General features: G+C 60.9%; 18 protein-coding genes and 1 riboswitch. Of the genes, 7 read left to right on the top strand and 11 right to left on the bottom strand.

The window, feature by feature from the left end; translation table 11 throughout:
* Positions 1-29: 29 nt before the first annotated feature.
* On the top strand, positions 30-767 hold the full coding sequence (locus BFP95_RS07315) for an RsiV family protein (RefSeq protein WP_065889111.1): 738 nt from the start codon (positions 30-32) through the stop codon (positions 765-767).
* On the opposite strand, the gene cytX is transcribed toward BFP95_RS07315, so the two are convergent.
* Together cytX and thiC are read right to left on the bottom strand one after the other, a co-directional pair.
* Positions 736-2,025 carry a putative hydroxymethylpyrimidine transporter CytX gene (cytX, locus tag BFP95_RS07320; protein WP_065889113.1) on the bottom strand — a complete coding sequence of 430 codons (1,290 nt, stop codon included), beginning with the start codon at positions 2,023-2,025 and terminating at the stop codon, positions 736-738. The genes BFP95_RS07315 and cytX overlap by 32 nt on opposite strands.
* A gap of 166 nt (positions 2,026-2,191) precedes the next feature.
* A complete protein-coding gene (thiC, locus tag BFP95_RS07325) occupies positions 2,192-4,096 on the bottom strand; it encodes a phosphomethylpyrimidine synthase ThiC (RefSeq protein WP_065909694.1) in 1,905 nt (634 codons plus the stop codon).
* A gap of 149 nt (positions 4,097-4,245) precedes the next feature.
* A riboswitch (TPP riboswitch) is annotated at positions 4,246-4,351 on the bottom strand.
* Positions 4,352-4,546: 195 nt separating this feature from the next.
* Between thiC and BFP95_RS07330 the strand changes: the two genes are divergently transcribed.
* The gene (locus BFP95_RS07330) at positions 4,547-5,986 is read left to right on the top strand and encodes a TolC family outer membrane protein (RefSeq protein ID WP_049710325.1); all 1,440 of its coding nucleotides are present in this window, start codon (positions 4,547-4,549) and stop codon (positions 5,984-5,986) included.
* Positions 5,987-6,107: 121 nt separating this feature from the next.
* Here the strand turns inward: BFP95_RS07330 and waaA are convergent, their stop codons facing one another.
* Entirely contained in the window at positions 6,108-7,385 is a 1,278-nt protein-coding gene (waaA, locus tag BFP95_RS07335; RefSeq protein WP_065909696.1) for a lipid IV(A) 3-deoxy-D-manno-octulosonic acid transferase, read from the bottom strand.
* A 23-nt stretch (positions 7,386-7,408) separates the two neighbouring features.
* Positions 7,409-8,299 (bottom strand): LysR family transcriptional regulator, encoded by an 891-nt coding sequence (locus BFP95_RS07340; RefSeq protein WP_049710327.1) that lies wholly within the window; start codon positions 8,297-8,299, stop codon positions 7,409-7,411.
* A gap of 102 nt (positions 8,300-8,401) precedes the next feature.
* On the opposite strand from BFP95_RS07340, the gene BFP95_RS07345 reads away from it, so the two are divergent.
* From BFP95_RS07345 to BFP95_RS07360, 4 genes are all read left to right on the top strand, one after another.
* Positions 8,402-8,737 carry a DMT family transporter gene (locus BFP95_RS07345; RefSeq protein ID WP_049710328.1) on the top strand — a complete coding sequence of 112 codons (336 nt, stop codon included), beginning with the start codon at positions 8,402-8,404 and terminating at the stop codon, positions 8,735-8,737.
* A gap of 120 nt (positions 8,738-8,857) precedes the next feature.
* Positions 8,858-10,033, top strand: coding sequence for an NAD(P)/FAD-dependent oxidoreductase (locus tag BFP95_RS07350; protein ID WP_065909698.1), 1,176 nt, complete (start codon positions 8,858-8,860; stop codon positions 10,031-10,033).
* Positions 10,030-10,842 (top strand): aldo/keto reductase, encoded by an 813-nt coding sequence (locus tag BFP95_RS07355; protein ID WP_065875244.1) that lies wholly within the window; start codon positions 10,030-10,032, stop codon positions 10,840-10,842. Before BFP95_RS07350 ends, BFP95_RS07355 begins: the two co-directional genes overlap by 4 nt.
* 41 nt (positions 10,843-10,883) lie before the next feature.
* Positions 10,884-11,843 (top strand): metal ABC transporter ATPase, encoded by a 960-nt coding sequence (locus BFP95_RS07360; RefSeq protein ID WP_065875245.1) that lies wholly within the window; start codon positions 10,884-10,886, stop codon positions 11,841-11,843.
* A 213-nt stretch (positions 11,844-12,056) separates the two neighbouring features.
* Here the strand turns inward: BFP95_RS07360 and BFP95_RS07365 are convergent, their stop codons facing one another.
* The 6 genes from BFP95_RS07365 to BFP95_RS07390 form a co-directional block, all read right to left on the bottom strand.
* On the bottom strand, positions 12,057-12,983 hold the full coding sequence (locus tag BFP95_RS07365; protein WP_065909699.1) for an NAD-dependent epimerase/dehydratase family protein: 927 nt from the start codon (positions 12,981-12,983) through the stop codon (positions 12,057-12,059).
* Positions 12,976-14,400, bottom strand: coding sequence for a bifunctional D-glycero-beta-D-manno-heptose-7-phosphate kinase/D-glycero-beta-D-manno-heptose 1-phosphate adenylyltransferase HldE (gene hldE / locus BFP95_RS07370; RefSeq protein ID WP_065879885.1), 1,425 nt, complete (start codon positions 14,398-14,400; stop codon positions 12,976-12,978). Before hldE ends, BFP95_RS07365 begins: the two co-directional genes overlap by 8 nt.
* 103 nt (positions 14,401-14,503) lie before the next feature.
* Complete coding sequence (gene cysC / locus BFP95_RS07375) at positions 14,504-15,112, bottom strand: adenylyl-sulfate kinase (RefSeq protein ID WP_065889117.1); 609 nt, start codon at positions 15,110-15,112, stop codon at positions 14,504-14,506.
* Positions 15,105-15,809, bottom strand: a complete 705-nt coding sequence (locus tag BFP95_RS07380; RefSeq protein ID WP_065875249.1) for a sulfotransferase family 2 domain-containing protein — start codon at positions 15,807-15,809, stop codon at positions 15,105-15,107. The genes cysC and BFP95_RS07380 overlap by 8 nt, the downstream gene beginning before the upstream one ends.
* Positions 15,810-15,962: 153 nt before the next feature.
* Positions 15,963-17,771: a lipid A export permease/ATP-binding protein MsbA gene (msbA, locus tag BFP95_RS07385; RefSeq protein WP_065875250.1), complete on the bottom strand. Its 1,809-nt coding sequence runs from the start codon at positions 17,769-17,771 to the stop codon at positions 15,963-15,965.
* A 9-nt stretch (positions 17,772-17,780) separates the two neighbouring features.
* Complete coding sequence (locus tag BFP95_RS07390; RefSeq protein ID WP_065879882.1) at positions 17,781-18,959, bottom strand: O-antigen ligase family protein; 1,179 nt, start codon at positions 18,957-18,959, stop codon at positions 17,781-17,783.
* 148 nt (positions 18,960-19,107) lie between these two features.
* On the opposite strand from BFP95_RS07390, the gene BFP95_RS07395 reads away from it, so the two are divergent.
* On the top strand, positions 19,108-19,674 hold the full coding sequence (locus BFP95_RS07395) for a toluene tolerance protein (protein WP_175402998.1): 567 nt from the start codon (positions 19,108-19,110) through the stop codon (positions 19,672-19,674).
* On the opposite strand, the gene BFP95_RS07400 is transcribed toward BFP95_RS07395, so the two are convergent.
* On the bottom strand, positions 19,663-20,748 hold the full coding sequence (locus BFP95_RS07400) for a glycosyltransferase (RefSeq protein ID WP_065879879.1): 1,086 nt from the start codon (positions 20,746-20,748) through the stop codon (positions 19,663-19,665). The genes BFP95_RS07395 and BFP95_RS07400 overlap by 12 nt on opposite strands.
* Positions 20,749-20,772 lie beyond the last annotated feature (24 nt).

Below are 20,772 nucleotides of genomic sequence, written 5' to 3' on the forward strand. Positions count from 1 at the left end.
TCGCTCTTATCGACGGACGAAGACCCTACATGTCGCTTTTAAAAATCGCCTCCGTGGCCTGCATCGCATTGACCCTGGGTGCCTGCCAAAGCCTGTTCCAACCGAGCTATCGCGCGCCGCTGGAAGCCACCCGCGACGCCACCGAGCAAAGCAAGCCGGGCTGCGCCAGCACCGATTGCCCGCTGGTGAATATCGACACCGTGCATTTTGCCAAAGAACCCAAGCTGGATGCCTTGATCGAACAGCGCCTGCTGGAAATGACACAAGCCGACCCACTGCCGACGAGCCTTGCGTCGTACAGCGAGCAGTTCCTGCGCACCGCTGCACCGCGCAATAGCATGTATTTGCAGGCCAAGGTACGGGAGCAGCATGACGGTCTGGTGATCATCGAGCTGTCCAGCTACCTGGACCAAGGTGCTACCCACGGCGAACCAGGCCGTGCGTTCATCAACTATTCGCGCCAGCAGCAAAAGGCGCTGACCCTGACCGACATGCTGCTGCCCGGCAAGGAAGACGCGTTCTGGAAAGCCGCCCAGGTGGCCCACAACAGCTGGCTGATCAGCACCCGCCTGAGCCTGGAGCCGGAGTTTGTGAAAACCTACCCCTTCCAGAAAACCCCGAACGTGGCGCTGACCTATGGTGGTGTGATCCTCAAGTACCCGACCACCACGATCGCCCCCTATGCCTTGGGCCATGTCGAGCTGCAGATCCCCTACTCGCGCCTGGACGGCATCCTCAGGCCTGAGCTGGTGCCCGCGCGCCGCTGAAGATCCGACCCAGGATCCACTGCAACAGCCCTGCCAGCACCAGTGCCGGCAGGGTCGCGCCGATGTCCGGATACAGATTGGCCAGCAGGTGGTAAGTCGCGATGCCACCCAGCCAGGCCAATAACGCCGGCCAGCGCAGGTTGGCGATTGCGCCTTGGCCGCGGCGGCGCAGGATAAAGTGATCCACCAGCACCACGCCAAACAGCGGCGCAAACACCGAGCCGATCAATAGCAGGAAATTCTGGTACTGAGCCAACGGTGCAAAGCAGGCGATCAGGGTGCAGATAACGCCAATGGCCAACGCCAGGTGCTCGATCTTCAAGCGCAACAATATCCCGCTGGAGACTGCCGCCGAGTGAATATCGGCAAAGGCGTTTTCCGATTCATCCAACAGAATCAATAAAAGCGGAATGCCCAGGCCAGCCCCGGCCAACGCCAGCAATAGCGCATTCACTTCACCGCTCGGCGCAAATGCCAGGGTGTACGCCACGCCCAGGCTCATCAGCCAGAAATTACCGATAAAGAATCCAAGCGCAGTGCCACCGAACACGCTTTTTGCGCGTTTGCCGAAGCGTGAGTAATCGGCGATCAGCGGCAGCCACGACAGCGGCATGGCGATAGCAATATCAAAACCCACCGCAAACGGCATAGACCCGTCACCGGCCCGCGCCCATAGCGCAGCGAGGTCGGCTTTGGCGAACAGGTTCCAGGTCAGCCACAGGCAGGCGGCGAGCAGCAGCCAGATGCCCCATTTGCGCAGAATCTGGCGCACGAAGGTCAGTGGGCCGCTGACGGCCAGCAGGGTCGCCAAGCCGCCGAAAAACAGGGTCCACAGTAACGGGCTGGCCAGCAGGCTGCCGTCGCTGAACGCCCGCGTACCCAACAGGCTGGCAGCGTCGCGCATCACGATGATTTCGAACGAGCCCCAGCCAATCAGTTGTAACAAGTTGAGCAGCGCCGGCAGGCTCGCGCCTTTGGTGCCGAGGCTGAGCTTGAGGGCGGCCATGGCGGACAGGCCGGTGTCACTGCCGATCACGCCAACGGCGGCCAACAACAGCACACCGACCAGGGTGCCGAGGAAGATTGCCAGCAAAGAGCCGGACAAGCCCAGGCCCGGCGCGAGCAGTGCGCCGGTTTGCAGGACCATCAGGCCGATGCCGAGGGAGAACCAGAGGGAGAACAGGTCGCGGGCGCCGAAGACGCGTTTGTCAGCGGGGACCGCGATGTCCGGGGAGTAGGTGCTGGGTTGAATGCTCAAGGGTGTTATCTCTGAAGAACATTTGTTGTTTGGGAGATCGCTATCGCGGGCAAGCCCGACTCCCACAGGGGACCTGCTGTGAACACAAGATATGTGCACCACTCGGTTAAATGTGGGAGCCGGGCTTGCCCGCGATGGCGGCGACACAGTCACCGCCACCTCTGGATCAGACCTTCTTGTACAGCTGACTCCCTTCCTGCTTGAACCGCTCCGCCTGTTCCGCCAAGCCCTTGGCTACATCGACATCCACCGCTTCAATGCGCTGGTTGGCCGCGTACTCACGCACTTCCTGAGTGATTTTCATCGAGCAGAACTTCGGCCCGCACATCGAGCAGAAATGCGCGACCTTGGCCGAATCCTTCGGCAGGGTTTCATCGTGATACGAACGCGCAGTGTCCGGGTCCAGGCCAAGGTTGAACTGGTCTTCCCAGCGGAACTCGAAGCGCGCCTTGCTCAAGGCGTTATCGCGGATTTGCGCGCCTGGATGGCCTTTTGCAAGGTCAGCCGCGTGCGCAGCGATCTTGTAGGTGATGATCCCGGTCTTCACGTCATCCTTGTTTGGCAAACCCAGGTGTTCCTTGGGCGTGACGTAGCAGAGCATCGCGCAACCGAACCAACCGATCATCGCCGCACCGATGCCGGAGGTGATGTGGTCATAACCCGGCGCAATGTCCGTGGTCAGCGGGCCGAGTGTGTAGAACGGTGCTTCGTCGCAGCACTCGAGCTGCTTGTCCATGTTTTCCTTGATCAACTGCATCGGCACGTGGCCGGGGCCTTCGATCATGGTCTGCACGTCGTGCTTCCAGGCGGTCTTGGTCAGTTCGCCGAGGGTTTCCAGCTCGCCGAACTGCGCGGCGTCGTTGGCGTCGGCAATCGAACCGGGCCGCAGGCCATCGCCAAGGGAGAAGCTGACGTCATAGGCCTTCATGATTTCGCAGATTTCGTCGAAATGCGTGTAGGTGAAGTTCTCTTTGTGGTGCGCCAGGCACCACTTGGCCATGATCGAGCCGCCACGGGACACAATGCCGGTGACACGCTTGGCGGTCAGCGGCACGTAGCGCAGCAGCACGCCGGCGTGGATGGTGAAGTAATCGACGCCCTGCTCGGCCTGCTCGATCAGCGTGTCGCGGAACAGCTCCCAGGTCAGGTCTTCAGCGGCGCCGCCAACTTTTTCCAGCGCCTGGTAAATCGGCACGGTACCGATCGGCACCGGCGAGTTGCGGATGATCCACTCGCGGGTTTCGTGGATGTGCTTGCCAGTGGACAAGTCCATCACGGTGTCCGAGCCCCAGCGAATGCCCCAAGTCAGTTTCGCCACTTCTTCTTCGATGGACGAACCCAGGGCGCTGTTGCCGATGTTGCCGTTGATCTTCACCAGGAAGTTACGGCCGATGATCATCGGTTCCAGTTCGGTGTGGTTGATGTTGGCCGGGATGATTGCACGGCCACGGGCGATTTCTTCGCGCACGAATTCCGGGGTGATGATCTTCGGTACGCTGGCGCCAAAGCTGTGGCCGGCGTGTTGCTGGTCCAGCAGGCCACTGGCGCGGGCTTCTTCAAGCTTCATGTTTTCGCGGATGGCAACGTATTCCATCTCGGCAGTGATGATGCCTTTGCGCGCGTAGTGCATCTGCGTGACGTTGGCGCCGGCCTTGGCGCGGCGCGGGTTCTTAACGTGGGCGAAGCGCAGCGCGGTCAACTCGGCATCACTCAAACGCTGTTGGCCGAAGTGCGAGCTCAGGCCGGGCAGGCGCTCGGTATCGCCACGCACTTCGATCCACGGCGAACGTACATCGCCCAGGCCTTTGCGCACATCAATGATCACATTGGGGTCGGTGTAGGGGCCGGAGGTGTCGTAGACGACGACGGGGGCGTTGATTTCACCGCCGAAATCGGTGGGGGTCACGTCCAGGCTGATTTCGCGCATCGGCACGCGGATGTCTGGGCGAGTGCCCTGCACGTAGATTTTTTGCGAGCGGGTAAACGGCTGCACGGAGCCGGAGTCGACCTTGGCCGATTCACTCAGGTACACGGTGTTTTTCAGTTTTGTACTTTTTATTTCTGTGCTCATCACGGGCTCTCCAACTTATCCAGGCGGTGGATTTTTGTCGGAGCGAACCTGTGACGGATGGACGCACTGAAACCAGTGCTGTGCTTGGCGCACGAGCGCTGTTCGATTGTCGAACAACATCCCGGACGAAGCACAAGAGGACTCGCCGGGTGACGAGAAATCTTGTTCCCTACGCAGGCGCTAACCTGATCAGGTTCAACGGGATCCGGTATTTACCGATCTCAGCCTTCCAACAAGGCACCCCGACAAGAACGCGGCCAGTCTAGACCATGCCGTGGGCAAATTGCCAACACCCGAGCATTCAGCGTGATGAATGGCGCAATTACAGGATTGTTGTGCAATGGCAGCGCCACTACACTCGGCAACTGCCTCAAGGCTTGACGCTATGGATTACTCGTCTTAGCCTTGAGCACCAAATTATAATCGTAATATTCAATCTAGGGATTGCCCATGCTGCGCAAACTTTCACTGGCGCTCGCCGTGTCTTGTGCAACCAACGGAATGGTCTGGGCAGCTGAAGCGCCCCTGTCGACCAAAACCGACTTGGTCAGCGTCTACCAGGAAGCTGTAGACAACAACGCCGACTTGGCCGCCGCCCGCGCTCAATATGGCGCACAGAAGGAAGTGGTGCCCCAGGCCCGCGCCGGGCTGCTGCCTAACCTGTCGGCTGGCGCCGATTCCAATAGTGTGCGCAATGAATTTGATCAGCCCGCCGCCAAGATTGACCGTGACGCTCATTCCTGGCGCGCGACCTTGAGCCAACCGATATTTCGTGCCGACCGCTGGTTTCAATTGCAAGCCGCTGAAGCCGTCAACGAACAGGCAGCGCTGCAACTCTCGGCCACCGAACAGAACCTGATCCTGCAAAGCGCCGAAAGCTACTTCAGCGTGCTGCGAGCCCAGGACAATCTGGCGACGACCAAAGCAGAAGAAGCTGCGTTCAAACGCCAACTGGACCAATCCAACGAACGTTTCGACGTCGGTCTGTCGGATAAAACTGACGTACTGCAATCGCAGGCCAGCTATGACACGGCGCGCGCCAATCGCATTGTCGCCCAGCGCCAGGTGGATGATGCTTTCGAAGCGTTGATTACCCTGACAAACCGTCAGTACAACTCGATCCAGGGCATTGTCCACACGTTGCCAGTGCTGCCGCCGGCACCGAACGACGCCAAAAGCTGGGTCGAAACGGCAGGTCGCCAGAACCTTAACCTCCTCGCCAGCAACTACGCCGTCACCGCCGCCGAAGAGACCCTCAAGCAACGCAAGGCCGGGCATGCTCCAACCCTTGATGCGGTGGCGCAGTACCAAAAGGGTGACAACGATGCCCTCGGCGCCAGCAATCCCAACGCTTTCGGCCCGGACTATCACGGCGACGCCTCGCGCCGGACCATCGGCTTGCAGTTGACCATCCCGATCTACAGCGGCGGCCTGACCAGCTCGCAGGTGCGTGAATCCTACTCGCGCCTGGGCCAGACCGAGCAGCAACGCGAAGGCCTGCGCCGCCAGGTGGTGGAAAATACGCGCAACCTGCACCGTGCGGTAAACACTGATGTGGAACAGGTACAGGCGCGCCGCCAGTCGATCATCTCCAACCAGAGCGCGGTAGAAGCCACGGAAATCGGCTATCAGGTGGGGACGCGCAATATCGTTGACGTACTGGATTCACAGCGCCAGCTCTACGCCTCGGTGCGTAACTACAACAACAGCCGCTACGACTACATCCTCGACAACCTGCGTTTGAAGCAGGCAGCGGGCACCTTGAACCCAGGGGATCTGCAGGACCTGGCGCGCTACCTCAAGGTTGACTACAACCCGGACAAGGACTTCCTGCCACCGGATTTGGCCAAGGCCGCGGCCGAACAGTTGAAGGCTCGCCCCGGCTATTAAACACACCGTATAACTAATTGTGGGAGCGGGCTTGCTCGCGAATGCGGTGTGTCAGCCAGTACATCTGGTGCTGATACACCGCATTCGCGAGCAAGCCCGCTCCCACATTTGATTGGTGTTGTCAGCGGGTAAGCAGTTTGTCCAAACCGTCCAGCAAACGCTTGAGCGCGCCCTGGTTGGCCTGCATCACCTTGAGGCCAGCCTGGGACATCTTGCGTGCATCTTGCGGCAGTTCGAACAACTGGCGCACGGCTTCGGCCAATCCTTCGGCGTCATCCACCTCTCGCAGCGCCCCGGCTTCACGCATCATTGCGGTGATTTCGAGGAAGTTGAACACGTGCGGCCCCATGATCACGGGTTTGGCCAACGCTGCCGGCTCCAAAGGATTGTGCCCACCGGTCGCCACCAGGCTGCCGCCAACAAACGCGCTGTCGGCCAACGCGTAAAGAAACAGCAGCTCGCCCATGGTGTCGCCGAGCAGAACCGAAGTGCCCGCAGTGACGGACTCGCCACTGGAACGGCGCACAGTGGAAAAGCCTTGCTGTTCGCACAGTTCGAACATCGGTCCGAAGCGTTCCTGGTGGCGCGGCACCAGAATCAGCAACGCGTTGGGATAGCTGTCGAGCAGTTGGCGATGGGCAGCCAACACCACCTCATCTTCACCTTCATGGGTGCTGGCGGCGATCCACACAGGACGCTCGCTGGCGCCCCATTGTTCGCGCAATGCAGCAGCACGCACCGGTAACTGGGGGTCGATGGTCAGGTCGAACTTGATCGAGCCGGTGACTTCGACGGTTTCCGCACGAGCTCCCAGGCTCAGGAAGCGCTGGGCTTCGGTGTGCGTCTGTACGGCGAACAGGCTCAGCTCAGACAGCATCGGCGCCGTCAGCTTGGCGAAACGTGCATACCCCTTGGCCGAGCGCGCCGACAGCCGCGCATTCGCCAACGCCACCGGAATCCCGCGCTGGGCGCAGGCGTGGATATGGTTGGGCCACAGCTCGGTTTCCATGATCACCGCGAGTTTCGGCTGCACGCGATCAAGGAAACGCTTGGCCGCGCACGGCAAGTCATACGGCAAATAGCAGTGCTGAATGCGCGACTCATTGGCGAACAACGCCTGGATGCGCTCAGACCCGGTAGGCGTCATGCAGGTGACGGTGATGGGCAGCGCTGGATAACGCGCAAGCAACCCCCGAACCATTGGCGCAGCCGCGATGCTTTCGCCCACCGACACCGCATGCACCCAGATCCCGCCCGGTTGCATCACCGGCAAGCCAAAGGAAAAGCGCTCGCCGACGCGTTTGGAATAGGCCGGCGCCTTGCGCGCGCGCAGCCACAGACGTAAAGCCACCAAGGGCAGCGCCAGGTAAAACAGACAGCTGTAGAGAGTTCTATTCATGGCGGCGGAGTTTATCGGCTTTTTCAGTCGATCGCCTGCAAGCACTCAGCAAAACGTTTGGCCAGGAAGCGCGCGGCGGGACCCAGGTGTTCGTCGCGGCGCCAGACCAGTTCCACCACCAGGGCCGGCGGCGTCCATTCGCTGTCCAATTCGACCATTTGTTGCTGATACGTCGGGTACTGCACGATATGCCGAGGCAGCCAGGCCCAGCCCAGGCCACTCATCAGCCATTCGGCCAGCACATAGAAACTGTCCGCGCGCCACACCAGCGGGCTGGCGGCTTCACTGCCAGGGTAAACGCTGGTCTGGGTCGACATCAGCAGTTGGCGAAATTGCGCCAGGCGCTGGCAATCCACGTACTTTTCCTTGGCCAGCGGGTGATTGACACCGCATACCGTGACCATCTCTACGCTGCCGACTACTCGCCGCTCGAGCGCTTCGGGGATCTGGTCGTGATAGAACAACAGGCCCAGATCCGCCTTGCGCTCCACCAGCTTGCGCGCGACATCGCCCTGAGCGGCGCTGGACAGTTGCACTTCCAGCAGCGGGTAGCGCCCCGCCAACGCCTCAAGGCTGTCGAGGACTGGCTGGAACAACATGGCTTCATCCTGGGCCAGGCGAAGACAAGCCTCCTCGCCGCGCGTCAATGACAGCGCCCGACCATTGAGCCGCTCACATTGGCGCAGCACTTCGCGCGCTTCTTCCAGCAACACGCTGCCGGCTTCAGTCAGCCGCGGTTGGCGGCCACTGCTGCGCTCGAACAGGCTGACGCCCAGGTCCGCCTCCAGCATGGCAATCGCATTGCTGACGGCCGATTGGGCCTTGCGCTGCTCACGCGCCACCGCCGAAAACGAACGCTGCTCGGCGACGCTGACAAACAGACGCATCTGCTCCAGATCCCACTGCACGCTCATGGCTCAACCCATCTCTAATTCGGATAGGTAATGACTTTACCCCATCTGATAAAACTCTAAAATGCCAGCCTTATCTGATTGCTTTACCCCGAGGATTGACCCATGAACGCCGCCTACTACTACTTGGCCATTGCCATCTGCTCGGAAGTGATCGCCACCGTTTCGATGAAGGCCATCAAGGGCTGGAGCACGCCAATTCCCCTGCTGCTGGTGATCGTCGGTTACGGCGTGGCGTTCTGGATGCTGACGTTGGTGGTGCGCACGGTACCGGTCGGCGTGGCCTACGCGGTGTGGGCCGGGATGGGCATTGTGATGGTGAGCATCGCGGCGCTGTTTATTTATGGGCAAAAGCTGGATATCCCGGCGATGCTGGGAATGGGCCTGATTGTACTGGGCGTGGTGGTCATTCAATTGTTCTCGAAAACCGCCGGGCACTGATTGTTCACTTGAAACTTAACTGAATCCAGAATTCGCAGCCTCACTGAAGCTCGACAGCGCCTACGGTGCGCATGCCTTGAGAATGTATACTTGGCGCCTTGTTTTGAAGAGAGGTCGCCCATGCCATCCGTTATTTCCACCGACGTTCTGATTGTCGGCGCCGGGGTTGCCGGCCTCTGGCTGAATGCGCGCCTGCGCCGCCAGGGCTTTTCCACGGTGGTCGTGGAAAGCGCCACCCTGGGTGGCGGGCAAAGCGTGAAGTCCCAGGGGATCATTCACGGCGGTGCGAAATACGCCCTGCACGGTGCCCTTACCGGCGCTTCCGAAGCGATTGCCGATATGCCGCGCCGCTGGCGTGAAGCGCTGGCAGGTAACGGTGAGCTGGATTTGTCCGGCGTACGCTTGCTGTCCGAGGCCCATTACCTGTGGTCCCCCGGCACGCTCGCTGGCAACCTCACCAGTTTCTTCGCCAGCAAGGCCGTGCGCGGCCGTGTCGACCAGGTCAAGGGCGATGACCTGCCACCCGCCCTGCAAGACCGCCGTTTCAAAGGCAAGGTCTATCGCTTGGCCGAACTGGTGGTGGATGTACCGAGCCTGATCGAACGCCTGGCACAATTGGCCGGCGACGGGTTGCTCGCCGGGCAACAGATTGAACCGTTGCTGGAAGGCGACGCGCTGGTGGGTTTGAAGGTCGACGGTCGCGCGATTCGCGCCCAGCGCATCGTGTTGAGCGCCGGCGCCGGCACGGCAGATTTGCTGACCGCGCTGGCCCTCAGCCAGCCAGCCATGCAAAAGCGTCCATTGCACATGATCATCGCCAAAGGGCCCGGCCTGAAGCCGTTGTACGCCCACTGCCTGGGCGGCGGGACCAAGCCGCGCATCACCGTCACCACTCACCCGGCGGCCGATGGCAGTTGGGTATGGTACATGGGCGGCGACATTGCCGAAGCCGATGGCGTGGCGCGCACCCCGCAAGAACAGATCGCCACCGCGCAGAAAGAGCTTGCCCAGCTGTTGCCTTGGATCGACATGAGCCAGACCCAATGGGCCACCCTGCGCGTCGACCGTGCCGAACCATTGCAATCAGGCTTATCCCGCCCCGACAACGCCTTCATCGCCGAGCAAGGCCGCCTGTTAGTGGGCTGGCCGACCAAGCTGGCGTTGGCGCCTGACTTCGCTGATCGGGTGATCGACAGCCTGGAGCGTGATGGCATCCGCCCAAGCGCCAGCGAGCCACTGCCCGTCCTGCCCAAACCCGCCATCGGTGTACCTGCCTGGGAGCAACTGTTGCCATGAGCCTGCCAACCCTGCATGACCTGCATCGCCCCTTGGGCAGCACCGGCCTGCTGGTCTCGCCGCTGGGCCTGGGCACCGTCAAGCTGGGTCGCGATCAAGGGGTGAAATACCCCAGCGGTTTCCAGATTCCCGGTGACGACGAGGCCCGTATGCTGTTGCGTCAGGCCCGTGAACTGGGCATCAACCTGATCGATACCGCACCGGCTTATGGCATGAGTGAAGAACGCCTGGGGCCGCTGCTGCGGGATCAGCGCAAGGACTGGGTGATTGTCAGCAAGGTCGGTGAAGAATTCGAGAATGGCGCGTCCAGCCACGACTTCAGCGCGGCTCATACCCGGATGTCGATCGAACGCAGCCTGAAACGCCTTGAAACTGATTTTATCGACCTGGTGCTGGTGCATTCCGACGGCAACGACCTGCATATCCTCAACGACTGCGAGGTCTACCAAACCCTGGCCGAGCTGAAAAAGGAAGGCAAGATTCGCGGTTTCGGGTTTTCCGGCAAAACCGTCGAAGGCGGTGTGAAGGCTCTGGAACAGGGCGATTGCGCGATGGTCACCTACAATTTGAACGAACAGGCCGAGAAAGCCGTCATTGAGTATGCGGCGGCACACGGCAAGGGCATCCTGGTGAAAAAAGCCCTGGCCAGTGGTCACGTTTGCCTTGCGCCTGGAGTGGATCCAATTCGCGCCAGTTTCACGTTGTTGTTTGCGCAAACCGGCGTCGCCAGTGCTATTGTCGGGACCATTAATCCGCTGCACCTGGCCCATAACGTGGCGACCGCTGCCCAAGTCATTCGTCAACTCTGATGCCGCCGACGCGGCCGACCCCGTCGCAAGAAGGAGCCGACATGCCGCGTACGCTCATAAGAAAAAACCCCAGCAACTTCAAAACACTGCCGCTGCACGTCGAAGCCACCCCCGAAGGCCTGAGCTACCAGAGCGTCGGCATGCCGCTCAACTTTGCCCAGACCCTGCAGCGGCGCAAGCCGGTGGAGGTGGCAGACCCCGAGCGCTTCGCCCTGGAACTGGCCAACCTGGGGGTTTCGGTACGCCTGACCCTGCATTGGCAGAACCGCGATTACTGGGTGCTGGTACGCCAACGCCGGCAGGACCGTGGCGATGTGGTGCTCAAGCTGATTTCCGGCTACGTGCCCGCCCATGAACTGAACCTGCCGCTGCACACTGCCATCCAGGAAATTGCTGAAGAGTGCCTGCTGGAGACGCCGGAGGGTTGGCTCAGCGGGCGCTTCAATGACACCTGGCTGCCGGCGCCCTACTCCGCCGCGCTGCATTACCGCGAAGCGCTGCCGTTTCGCCTGAGCCCCTTGTCCGGTGCTGCCCGCCCGGTGCGTTGTGCCACAACCCAGTTGATCGAGCGCCCGCGCGCCTACGTGCACTTGCCCACCGCATCGCTGCAATTGATTTACGACCTGCGCCTGGAAGTGCCCAAGGAAGCCAAATCCCTGAGCCTGTTCCATGTGGACGAGCGCCTGGAAGGTGATCAACTGGTCGCGCGCCTGGACCGCCAGCGGCCAGACCTGTACCTGATGCCCCTCAAAGACGGCCAACCCCTGGCCGAGCTGTACACCGTCAAGAAGGACCAGCTGTATCCAGCGAGCACGCGGGGTTTGTACCTCGCAGAAAGCTTCGCCCAGCAGGAAGGCTGGGTGGTGCGTGAGGAGCGGATTCGCTGGAAGGATTGGCTGCGCCAGCAAGGGCTCGCGGTGCCGGAGAAAGAATCGAAATTGAAGCGCCTGGCAAAGCGGGTGCTGCGCAAAATCGTGCCGAAGAAAAAAGCCAAGGCTTAACGCGAACCCAATGTGGGAGCTGGCAGACCTGTGATGAGTATTGATAGCTACACATCTTGAGCCTGCGTAGCAGCTGTCGAGCCCTGGCGAGGCTGCGTCAGCGGTGTGTCAGACAGGCCGCAAACGCAGCCTCGCCAGGGCTCGACAGCTGCTACGCACTTCCACTTTGAAAATTGCATGGATATCCAATCCAGCTCCCACAATTGATTGCGTTCAGCCTTTGAGCAAGCGCTCAAGACCGACCTTCAACGGTGTAGGCTCTGGCAGTGTGAAGCTCGCCAACAACCGCTGGTTGTTCGCCCGCGAATGCCGGATATCCCCAGAACGCGCCGGCCCGTAAGTCACTGCCGGCAACGTGCCGACAATTTCTTCCAGGGCTTGCAGCACTTGCTTGAGGGTGGTGGTGCGGTTCCAGCCCACGTTGATTGCGCCCACAGGTGCGGCGGGCGCTTCAATGGCCTGAACCAACACGTCTACCAGGTCTTCCACGTACATGAAGTCACGGGTTTGCTCGCCATCGCCAAACACGGCAATCGGCACGCCCTGCTGGACGCGTTCGCTGAAGATACTGATCACGCCCGAATACGGCGATGACGGATCCTGCCGCGGCCCGAAGATATTGAAGAAGCGGAAGACCACCGGCTCCAGGCCATGCTGGCGGCGGTAGAAGTCGAAGTAATACTCACCGGCCAATTTGTCGGACGCATAAGGCGTCAACGGCGCCTTGGTGGTTTCTTCATCAATCGAAGCACCCTCGCCATTGTTGCCGTAGACGGCAGCGCTGGAGGCATACACCACACGCTTGACGCCAGCCTTGCGCATGGCTTCGCAGACATTCAAGGTGCCGACGAAGTTGCTCTGGTGCGTGCTGACCGGATCATCCACCGATGCCTGCACCGAGGCCACCGCCGCCAGGTGCACCACCGCTGCCGCGCCGACAGCGGCACGCGCCACCAGCTCGGCATCGGCCACATTACCTTCCAGCAGTTCGACGCGCGGATCGTCCAACGGCAGGTTGCTGCGCTTGCCGGTGGAGAGGTTATCCAGCACCCGCACGCTGTAGCCTTTAGCGAGCAGCCCATCGACCAGGTGCGAGCCGATAAAGCCTGCACCACCGGTGATCAGTACCCGTTTACTCATTGTTGCGGATCTTCTCGACGATAGCCGTAGTCGAGCTGTTCTCAACCAGGCCCAGCACTTTGACCGTGCCGCCGTAGGCGCTGACGATATCCGCCCCCACGACCTGGTCGACGGAGTAGTCGCCACCCTTGACCAGCACGTCCGGCTTGACCTGGGCCAGCAGGTTTTCCGGGGTCGCTTCAGGGAAGCTGATCACCCAGTCCACTGCGCCCAGACCTGCCAGCACCGCCATGCGCCGGTCGACACTGTTGATCGGGCGCCCCGGGCCTTTCAGGCGGCTGACCGAAGCGTCGTCGTTGACCGCAACGATCAGGCGATCGCCTTGAGCGCTCGCCTGCTCAAGGTACGTCACATGACCGGCGTGCAAGATGTCGAAGCAGCCGTTGGTGAACACAATGCTTTCGCCGTGGGCACGGGCATCGTCAATCGCCAGCAGCAATTGCTCGATGCTCAGCACGCCGCGCTCCGAGCCTTCGGAGCGCTGGATCGCACGGCGCAATTCAGGTGCGCTGATGGCAGCAGTACCCAACTTGCCCACCACGATGCCCGCGGCCAGGTTGGCCAGGGCCACCGCATGCGGTAGCTCTTCACCGGCCGCAATCGAGGCGGCCAGGGTGGAAATCACGGTGTCGCCGGCGCCGGTGACGTCGAACACTTCACGCGCTCGCGCCGGCAGGTGCATCGCCGGGTGGCCCGGACGCAGCAAGGTCATGCCGTGCTCGCCACGGGTCACCAGCAAGGCGCCCAGGTCGAGGTCGGCCATCAGCGCTGCGCCCTTGGTCACCAGGTCGTGCTCGTCGGCGCAACCACCGACGATGGCTTCGAACTCGCTGAGATTCGGCGTGATCAGGCTGGCTCCACGATAAATCGAAAAGTCCTTGCCCTTGGGATCGGCCAGCACCGGGATGCCTTTGGCCTTGGCGGCCTGGATCAATACCTGGTGGTTCTTCAAGGCGCCTTTGCCGTAGTCCGACAACACCAGCACCTTGATGCCTTCGAGCAGCTCGTCAACCTGGCCACTGAGGGCCAGGGCGTCGGTGGCGAAGGGTTCTTCGAAATCAATACGCAGCAATTGCTGGTGACGGCTCATGACCCGCAGCTTGACGATGGTCGGCTGATGGGCGATGCGCTGGAACAGCGCGCGCACGCCAGCACCGCGCAGGCTGTTGGCCAGGCTGTCGGCGGCTTCGTCGTCACCGGTCACGCCCACCAGGGAGGCCGGGGCGCCGAGGGCGGCAATATTAAGGGCAACGTTGGCAGCGCCGCCTGGGCGGTCTTCGATTTGCTCGACCTTGACTACCGGTACCGGCGCCTCAGGGGAAATCCGTGAGGTACCGCCATGCCAGTAACGGTCGAGCATGACATCGCCGACCACCAAGACAGGGGCTTGATCGAATCGCGGCATGGACAACTTCATGGAGCAACCCACATACAAAATGAACAGGGGCGCGATATTAGCACAGGGTGAGCGCCGCCTAGTTCGAGAGCTTTATCCGGGAGGCATCACAGGCGACATCTGCTCATTTTTTAAACAAAGCGGCCAGGATATGGTCCACCGCGTCGGCCAATTCGACCTCATCGGTGTTGACTTCGCAGTCGGCTGCAAGCGGCGCTTCGTAAGGGCTGTCCAGCCCGGTGAAGGCCTTGATGCGCCCATCCAGCGCCGCACGGTATAACCCCTTGGGATCGCGCCGCGCGCACACGTCAAACGGCGTGCTGATGTAGACCTCGAAAAACTGCCCCGGGCCGAACAGTGCCTTGGCAGTCGCACGATCGGCGCTGAACGGAGAAATCGCCGAGACGATTACGATCAATCCCGCGTCAACCATCAGTCGCGCCACTTCGCCAATGCGCCGGATGTTTTCCTTGCGCGCCGCATCGCTCATGCCCAAGTCGTTGCACAACCCCGTGCGCAAGTTGTCGCCATCGAGCACAAAGGTATGCCGGCCTTGCTCATTGAGCTGCACTTCCAGGGCATTGGCCAGGGTCGACTTGCCGGCCCCGGACAACCCTGTCAGCCACAGGCAGCAAGGCTGCTGGTGCTTGAGCGCGGCGCGCGCGGCGGCCGACAACGACAAGGCAAAGGGGCGAATGGAGGCAGAGCCACGGGAGAGCGACGGACTATTCATAACCCAGGACCTCGTAGTCACGTTGATAGGCACGCCGGACCAGGCGCCGCGTACGCAGGGTGCAGAAGTCCCTGACCGGCTCGCTGCGCCGCCCGAGTGAAACATTGAGATGGGGCAGCGAAGACGTTACGCCGAGGCGCTCGCACAGCTGCTGGAAGTCTTGCTCCAGGGACTCTTGGCGACCCAGGAAATCCATGGCCATTTGCCCCATGTGATCGACCAGGAAGTCGGTCTGGGGAGCAAAGTGCAGCTGGCGGCGCAGGTTTTCCGGGCACAGCCAGTGGGCGACAAATTGGTCAAAGTCGCGGTAGCTGGACACCAGTGCCTGTGCCTGCAGGTCGCGGGGGCCCATGTGGTTGCTGCGCAAGTAGGTGTAGGCCGAGTAGGCGCGCTCCAGCGGATCACGCACAAAGGCAAATTTGAAACTGCGTTGGCAATGTTCGGGGAATTGTTGCTGATACCAGTAATAAGGCAAATGCCCTGGCCAGCGCCCATCGAGCAACGCCGAACAGACACTGCTGCCGGCGCATTTGGGCACATGGATAAACACGCAGTTGTGTCGTTCGAAAGCAGGCGGAAGTGCCGTCACCCCAGACAACGATTTGTTCACCGCCTGGCGATCCACCACTGACAAACGTCCCAGCAAAAACACCCTTTGAGGTTTGGGAAGCAGTTTCCAGAACAGACGTTGCAACATTCCATTACCCACGCAAGAAGGTTAGCCCTCTCGTTCGTCATTCGAATCGAGAAGGCCAACATAACAAACGACAGGCTGCGAATTATTTGGCTTTGGTCAAGCCGTGTAAGGGCCTTGATACAAACCCCGGGGCGCATTGCGCGCCCCGGCACATCAGGTGATGTTAGCCGTGATGGGCTCATCCAGGCCCATGGCGTGCAGGCGCGAGTAATAGCCGCCCAGGGCCAGCAGTTCCACATGTGTACCCCGCTCGACAATTTCACCGTGGTCCATCACCAGAATCATGTCGGCTTTCTCGATGGTGGACAGTCGGTGCGCGATAACCAGGGTGGTGCGGCCCTTCATGACTTTGTCCAGCGCAGCCTGAATGTGGCGTTCGGACTCGGTGTCGAGCGCCGAAGTCGCTTCGTCCAGGATCAGCAACGGGGCATTTTTCAGCAGGGCGCGGGCGATGGCCAAGCGCTGACGCTGGCCGCCCGAGAGCAGCACGCCGTTTTCACCGACTTCGGTGTCCAGGCCTTTGGGCAGTTCGGCGATGAAGTCCATGGCATAGGCATCGGCGGCGGCTTTTTCGATGTCGGCACGCGGTGCATCCGCCAGGTCGCCGTAGGCGATGTTATTGGCCACGGTATCGTTGAACAGGGTGACGTGCTGGGTCACTTGGGCCACATGCCGGCGCAGGTTGCGCAGGCGGTAGTCTTCGATCTCCACCTCATCCAGCAGGATTTCGCCGGTTTCGTGGTGGTAAAACCGCGGAATCAGGCTGGCCAGCGTGGACTTGCCACTGCCTGAGCGCCCTACCAGCGCAATCATCTGCCCAGGTTCCGCCGTGAAGCTGATGTTCTTCAGCACTTCGCGCTCAGCACCCGGATAGGTGAAGCTCAGGTTGCGCACGTCCAGGCGACCGCTGACGCGATCACGCTCCACGGTGCCGCTGTCGACTTCCGGCTCTTCATCGAGCTGTTCGAAGATGCTTTCGGCACCGGCGACGCCTTTCTGGATCGTCGAGCTGACTTCCGACAACTGACGGATCGGCTTGGGCAGCAGGCCCGCAGCGGTGATGTAGGCCACCAGGTCACCCGCCGTGGCGTCGCCGCGCAGCAACAGCACCAGGAACATCAAGGTGGCCATGGCCGTGTAGATCACTAGTTGCAGCATCGGCGTGTAGACCGCGCCGGTCTTGTTCATGCGCAGCTGTTTGTCGGTGTTGCTTTGGCTGGCGGCGGCAAAACGGCGTTCCTCGTAGCTTTCGCCACCGAAACTGCGCACCACGCGGTAACCCTGGATGGTCTCCGAGGCCACGTGGGTGACATCGCCCATTGCCACTTGGATCTTCTTGCTCTGCTTGCGGAATTTCTTGCTGGTGCTGCCGACCATAATGGCGATCAGCGGCAGGATCGCCAGCATCACCAGGGTCAGCTTCCAGTTCATCCACAGCAGGTAACCGAACAGGAACACCACCGTCAGACCTTCACGGATCACGACCTTGATCGCATCCGTGGCGGCGCCGGTGACCATGGTCACGTTGAAGGTGATGCGGGAAATCAGGTGCCCGGAGTTATGCGTATCAAAATAGCGATTCGGCAGTACCAACAGTTTGTTGAACAGCTGGACGCGCAGGTCATGCACCAGGCCAAGGGAGACCTTGGCCAGGTAGTAGTTGCCGAGGAAAGAGCCAAGGCCTTGCCACGCGGCGATCAGGATGATCAGCAGCGGCACGGCCATCAGCAGCTTGAGGTCCTTGAACAGTGGGATCTTGGGCAGGAACACCACGTCGGGATTGCTCAAGCCATCCACAAAGTACTTGAGGATCCCGGCGAGCATCGGCTGGGTGGAAGCAAAGATCACGAAGCCCAAGATACTCAGCATGAACATGCCGATGTACGGTTTCACATAGCCCAGCAGCCTGAAGTAAATTTTCAGGCTGGATTCCTGGTCCGCTTTGGGCGGTGCGTCACTCATGTGTCGAGCTCACTGATTGGGTAGGACGCGAACTTTATCACATGCATCGGGGTTGGCCCGAGCCCAGACCAAGACACTGGCCAGCGCAATCGGCAGCCACGAGATAAACCACTCGGCCCGCGGGGTGCCCGTTAGGCTGGCCGCATCGAACTGCATCGCCAGGAACGAAAACATCCACATACCGATGATGCCCTTGCCGTAAGGCGTGTCGCGAGCCTTCCAGGCTTGCCAGAGCACGCCGAACCACAGCCCGCACCACAGCAGCAGGCCGGGCAGGCCCAACTCGATGCTCACGTGAGTGAACAGATTGTGGGAATGATCAAAATAGAGGTTATCGGCGAATACCTTGTAATCACCACCCAGGCCCAAACCGGTCCACGGATGCTCGGAGATCATCTGGACGGCCGCCATAAAGATCTGCGGCCGGTAGGAAACGCCACGGGCCAACATCAGCGATTGCATGGCGAAGAACACCGCCAGTGCCGCCACGACTGCCGCGATAGCGATCACGGTGGTGCGTCGGTCTCGGCACCAAGCCGGCATTGCCACCACCGTCAGCAGCAGGGCCAGCGCGGCGCCGCGGCTTTGGCTCAGCACCACAAAAAGCCCGAGGAACCCGACAGAAAGCACCCACGCCACTTGCATCCAGCGGCCACGCGGCACCCAATGCAACAACCAGACGGCAGCCAGACCTATCACATAGGCCCCCAGAATCGGGTGGGATAATTGGCCCAGCCCTTCGAGCCGTGCATACCAGACATTATGCTCAACGCCATAAAACTTGACGATCGCGACCAGCGAAGAAAGGGCCAACCCGAAGCCACCCCACTGCATCACGCGGATGACTCGCTCGGTCTGCCCACAGGCAAACACCGGGAAAAACAGCAGGAACACGCCGATGTACAGCAAGCGCTTGGCCTCCCGCGAAGGGTCTTCGGCATTGGTCCACGACAAACTGACTGCGCCCCAGGCGGCGAGCGCCGCAATCATCAGGCACATCCAGCGCTGTTCACGCCAGACTTCCTTGAGGCGCTCACGCGCCGACCAGGCAAACACCATGGCCGGCAACCAGAGAAACAGCGTCAAGCCTTGTTGATAAATCTTGTTGGTCGGCGCGAAGGCAATCGCCAGCAAAAACCAAAGTAACCCGAAAATCATCCATACCTGCGCCCAACGACCTACCTGCATCACCCGCTCCTGAATACGTACAACCCGCCAACCCGGCATGGTTAAAACCCAAAACTTTCGGCATTATTACCGATCACTGTGCCCGCGACTCCCACAAGGCTTTCCGACGATGCAATGTTCAAGGCTTCCCCAAGCCGATTTAAACGCGATGATTGAAGGTGCCCGAATCCTCGAACAGGACAGCTACGGCCCCAAAGTCTACCTGTTGGCCGACGGGAATATCCTCAAACTGTTTCGCCGCAAGCGTCTGTTTTCGTCAGCGCTGTTGCGCCCCTACTCCAAGCGGTTCATCGACAACGTGGCGCAATTGCAACAGCGTGGCATCCCCACCCTGACCGTACTCGCGTTCTTTCAACTGGCCGCGCCAGGCATGACCGCCGTGCTGTATCGGCCGCTGCCGGGTGAAACGCTGCGTCAGATTTCCAACAAGGAAGGCTTTGACTGGCAATCGAACCTCGATCCGCTGGTGGCGCTCATCCGCCGCTTGCACGGTGCGGGAATTTACTTCCGCTCCCTGCACCTGGGCAATATCGTTGTCACACCTGATAACGAAATGGGGCTGATTGATGTGGCGGATATGCGCTTTTTGCGCGCGCCGCTGAACCCGGAACTCGCACGGCGCAACTTGCAGCACTTTGCACGTTATATTGCACGCGAGAAGCTGAACGAACGCTTTCCAATGCAGGCACTGGAGCAGGCGTTGCTAGCGGCATGAAAACAGGCGCTGGGAGGTTTCACTGAAATCTTTCCAGGCTTGGTCCGGGGCCAGCGCTTGCGCCTGAGCCTCCAGCACATCCTGGGTAGATGTGGCGAACGCACGCTCCATCAGACTGCCCCAGGCCTGCACATCGTCTGACGGCGCGTACCAGCCCGCATCCGCCAGTTGCTCGCGAAATACGGCCAATTCACTGGTCAGAACGGGCACGCCCGCCATCACCGACTCTTGCAGGATCAACCCCAAGCCTTCTTGCGTCGACGGAATGGCGACCCAGTCGAAGGCCCGGTAAAGCGTCGCGGCGTCCGGCAGATGGCCCGGCAACGAAACCTTGCCCTGCAAGCCGAGCTGTTCGATACGCGCTTCCAGGGTCTGCCTCGCAGCGCCCTCGCCGATAATCACCAGCCGCGCATCCGGCTGCTGGGCCGACACGCCAGCAAACGCGTCCAGCAAACAGCCAAAACCCTTGCCGTCTACCAGCCGGCCTACCGCCCCCAACACGGGCGAGTCGTCCAAAGTCAGGCCCAGGCGAGACCGCGCCTGCGCCCGAGAAAGCGCAGCCGCACGGAACGCCACCGGATCAAAAGCGCTGCGCAGCACTGTCACGGGTCGCTGCAGGTAACGCTCAAGCGAGTGAGCCAGGGTTTGCGAAACAGCCGCCAGGGTCAGTTGCGTAGCCGGAAACTGTTCGAAGAGCTTCTGGTCTGCCCGCCGCATGCGCGTGACGCCATGGAACACGACGACGGCGCGCACATGTGGCAAGTGCTTGAGCACCGGCAACATCACCCGGGCCACGCCAACCCCGTCCAGTAGCACAACTTCCAGATCGTCAGGCAGCGCCTTCTGAAAACGCGCGCGCATCCAGGGTGCCAGCAACTTCCACAGGTGCCGACCCTTGAGCTGGGCGGAGGAGAAGTTCCATTCCACTGCCGGCTCGCTCTCGTCCGAACCGCCTTGCAGCAACCAGGTAGTGATCGGTGCCCGGCAAACGGCGTGGGAAAGTATCTGTTGGTGAACCTTCTGCACCGAAGCGAATGCAGAACCACCGGCCCACATGATGTTGAGGATACTCATCTGAAAAATGACCTTTTGCGGCGT

The sequence above is a fragment of the Pseudomonas sp. 58 R 12 genome, from assembly GCF_900005865.1.
Lineage (GTDB): Bacteria > Pseudomonadota > Gammaproteobacteria > Pseudomonadales > Pseudomonadaceae > Aquipseudomonas > Aquipseudomonas tritici.

Bases quoted from the DNA above. Each gene is read 5' to 3' on its own strand.
- BFP95_RS07340 (WP_049710327.1), bottom strand. From the start codon at position 8,299: ATGAGCGTGCAGTGGGATCTGGAGCAGATGCGTCTGTTTGTCAGCGTC.
- BFP95_RS07390 (WP_065879882.1), bottom strand. From the start codon at position 18,959: ATGCAGGTAGGTCGTTGGGCGCAGGTATGGATGATTTTCGGGTTACTT.
- BFP95_RS07365 (WP_065909699.1), bottom strand. From the start codon at position 12,983: ATGAGTAAACGGGTACTGATCACCGGTGGTGCAGGCTTTATCGGCTCG.
- BFP95_RS07330 (WP_049710325.1), top strand. From the start codon at position 4,547: ATGCTGCGCAAACTTTCACTGGCGCTCGCCGTGTCTTGTGCAACCAAC.
- BFP95_RS07345 (WP_049710328.1), top strand. From the start codon at position 8,402: ATGAACGCCGCCTACTACTACTTGGCCATTGCCATCTGCTCGGAAGTG.
- hldE (WP_065879885.1), bottom strand. From the start codon at position 14,400: ATGAAGTTGTCCATGCCGCGATTCGATCAAGCCCCTGTCTTGGTGGTC.
- BFP95_RS07380 (WP_065875249.1), bottom strand. From the start codon at position 15,809: ATGTTGCAACGTCTGTTCTGGAAACTGCTTCCCAAACCTCAAAGGGTG.
- msbA (WP_065875250.1), bottom strand. From the start codon at position 17,771: ATGAGTGACGCACCGCCCAAAGCGGACCAGGAATCCAGCCTGAAAATT.
- BFP95_RS07355 (WP_065875244.1), top strand. From the start codon at position 10,030: ATGAGCCTGCCAACCCTGCATGACCTGCATCGCCCCTTGGGCAGCACC.
- waaA (WP_065909696.1), bottom strand. From the start codon at position 7,385: ATGAATAGAACTCTCTACAGCTGTCTGTTTTACCTGGCGCTGCCCTTG.
- cysC (WP_065889117.1), bottom strand. From the start codon at position 15,112: ATGAATAGTCCGTCGCTCTCCCGTGGCTCTGCCTCCATTCGCCCCTTT.
- BFP95_RS07395 (WP_175402998.1), top strand. From the start codon at position 19,108: ATGATTGAAGGTGCCCGAATCCTCGAACAGGACAGCTACGGCCCCAAA.
- BFP95_RS07360 (WP_065875245.1), top strand. From the start codon at position 10,884: ATGCCGCGTACGCTCATAAGAAAAAACCCCAGCAACTTCAAAACACTG.
- BFP95_RS07315 (WP_065889111.1), top strand. From the start codon at position 30: ATGTCGCTTTTAAAAATCGCCTCCGTGGCCTGCATCGCATTGACCCTG.
- thiC (WP_065909694.1), bottom strand. From the start codon at position 4,096: ATGAGCACAGAAATAAAAAGTACAAAACTGAAAAACACCGTGTACCTG.
- BFP95_RS07400 (WP_065879879.1), bottom strand. From the start codon at position 20,748: ATGAGTATCCTCAACATCATGTGGGCCGGTGGTTCTGCATTCGCTTCG.
- BFP95_RS07350 (WP_065909698.1), top strand. From the start codon at position 8,858: ATGCCATCCGTTATTTCCACCGACGTTCTGATTGTCGGCGCCGGGGTT.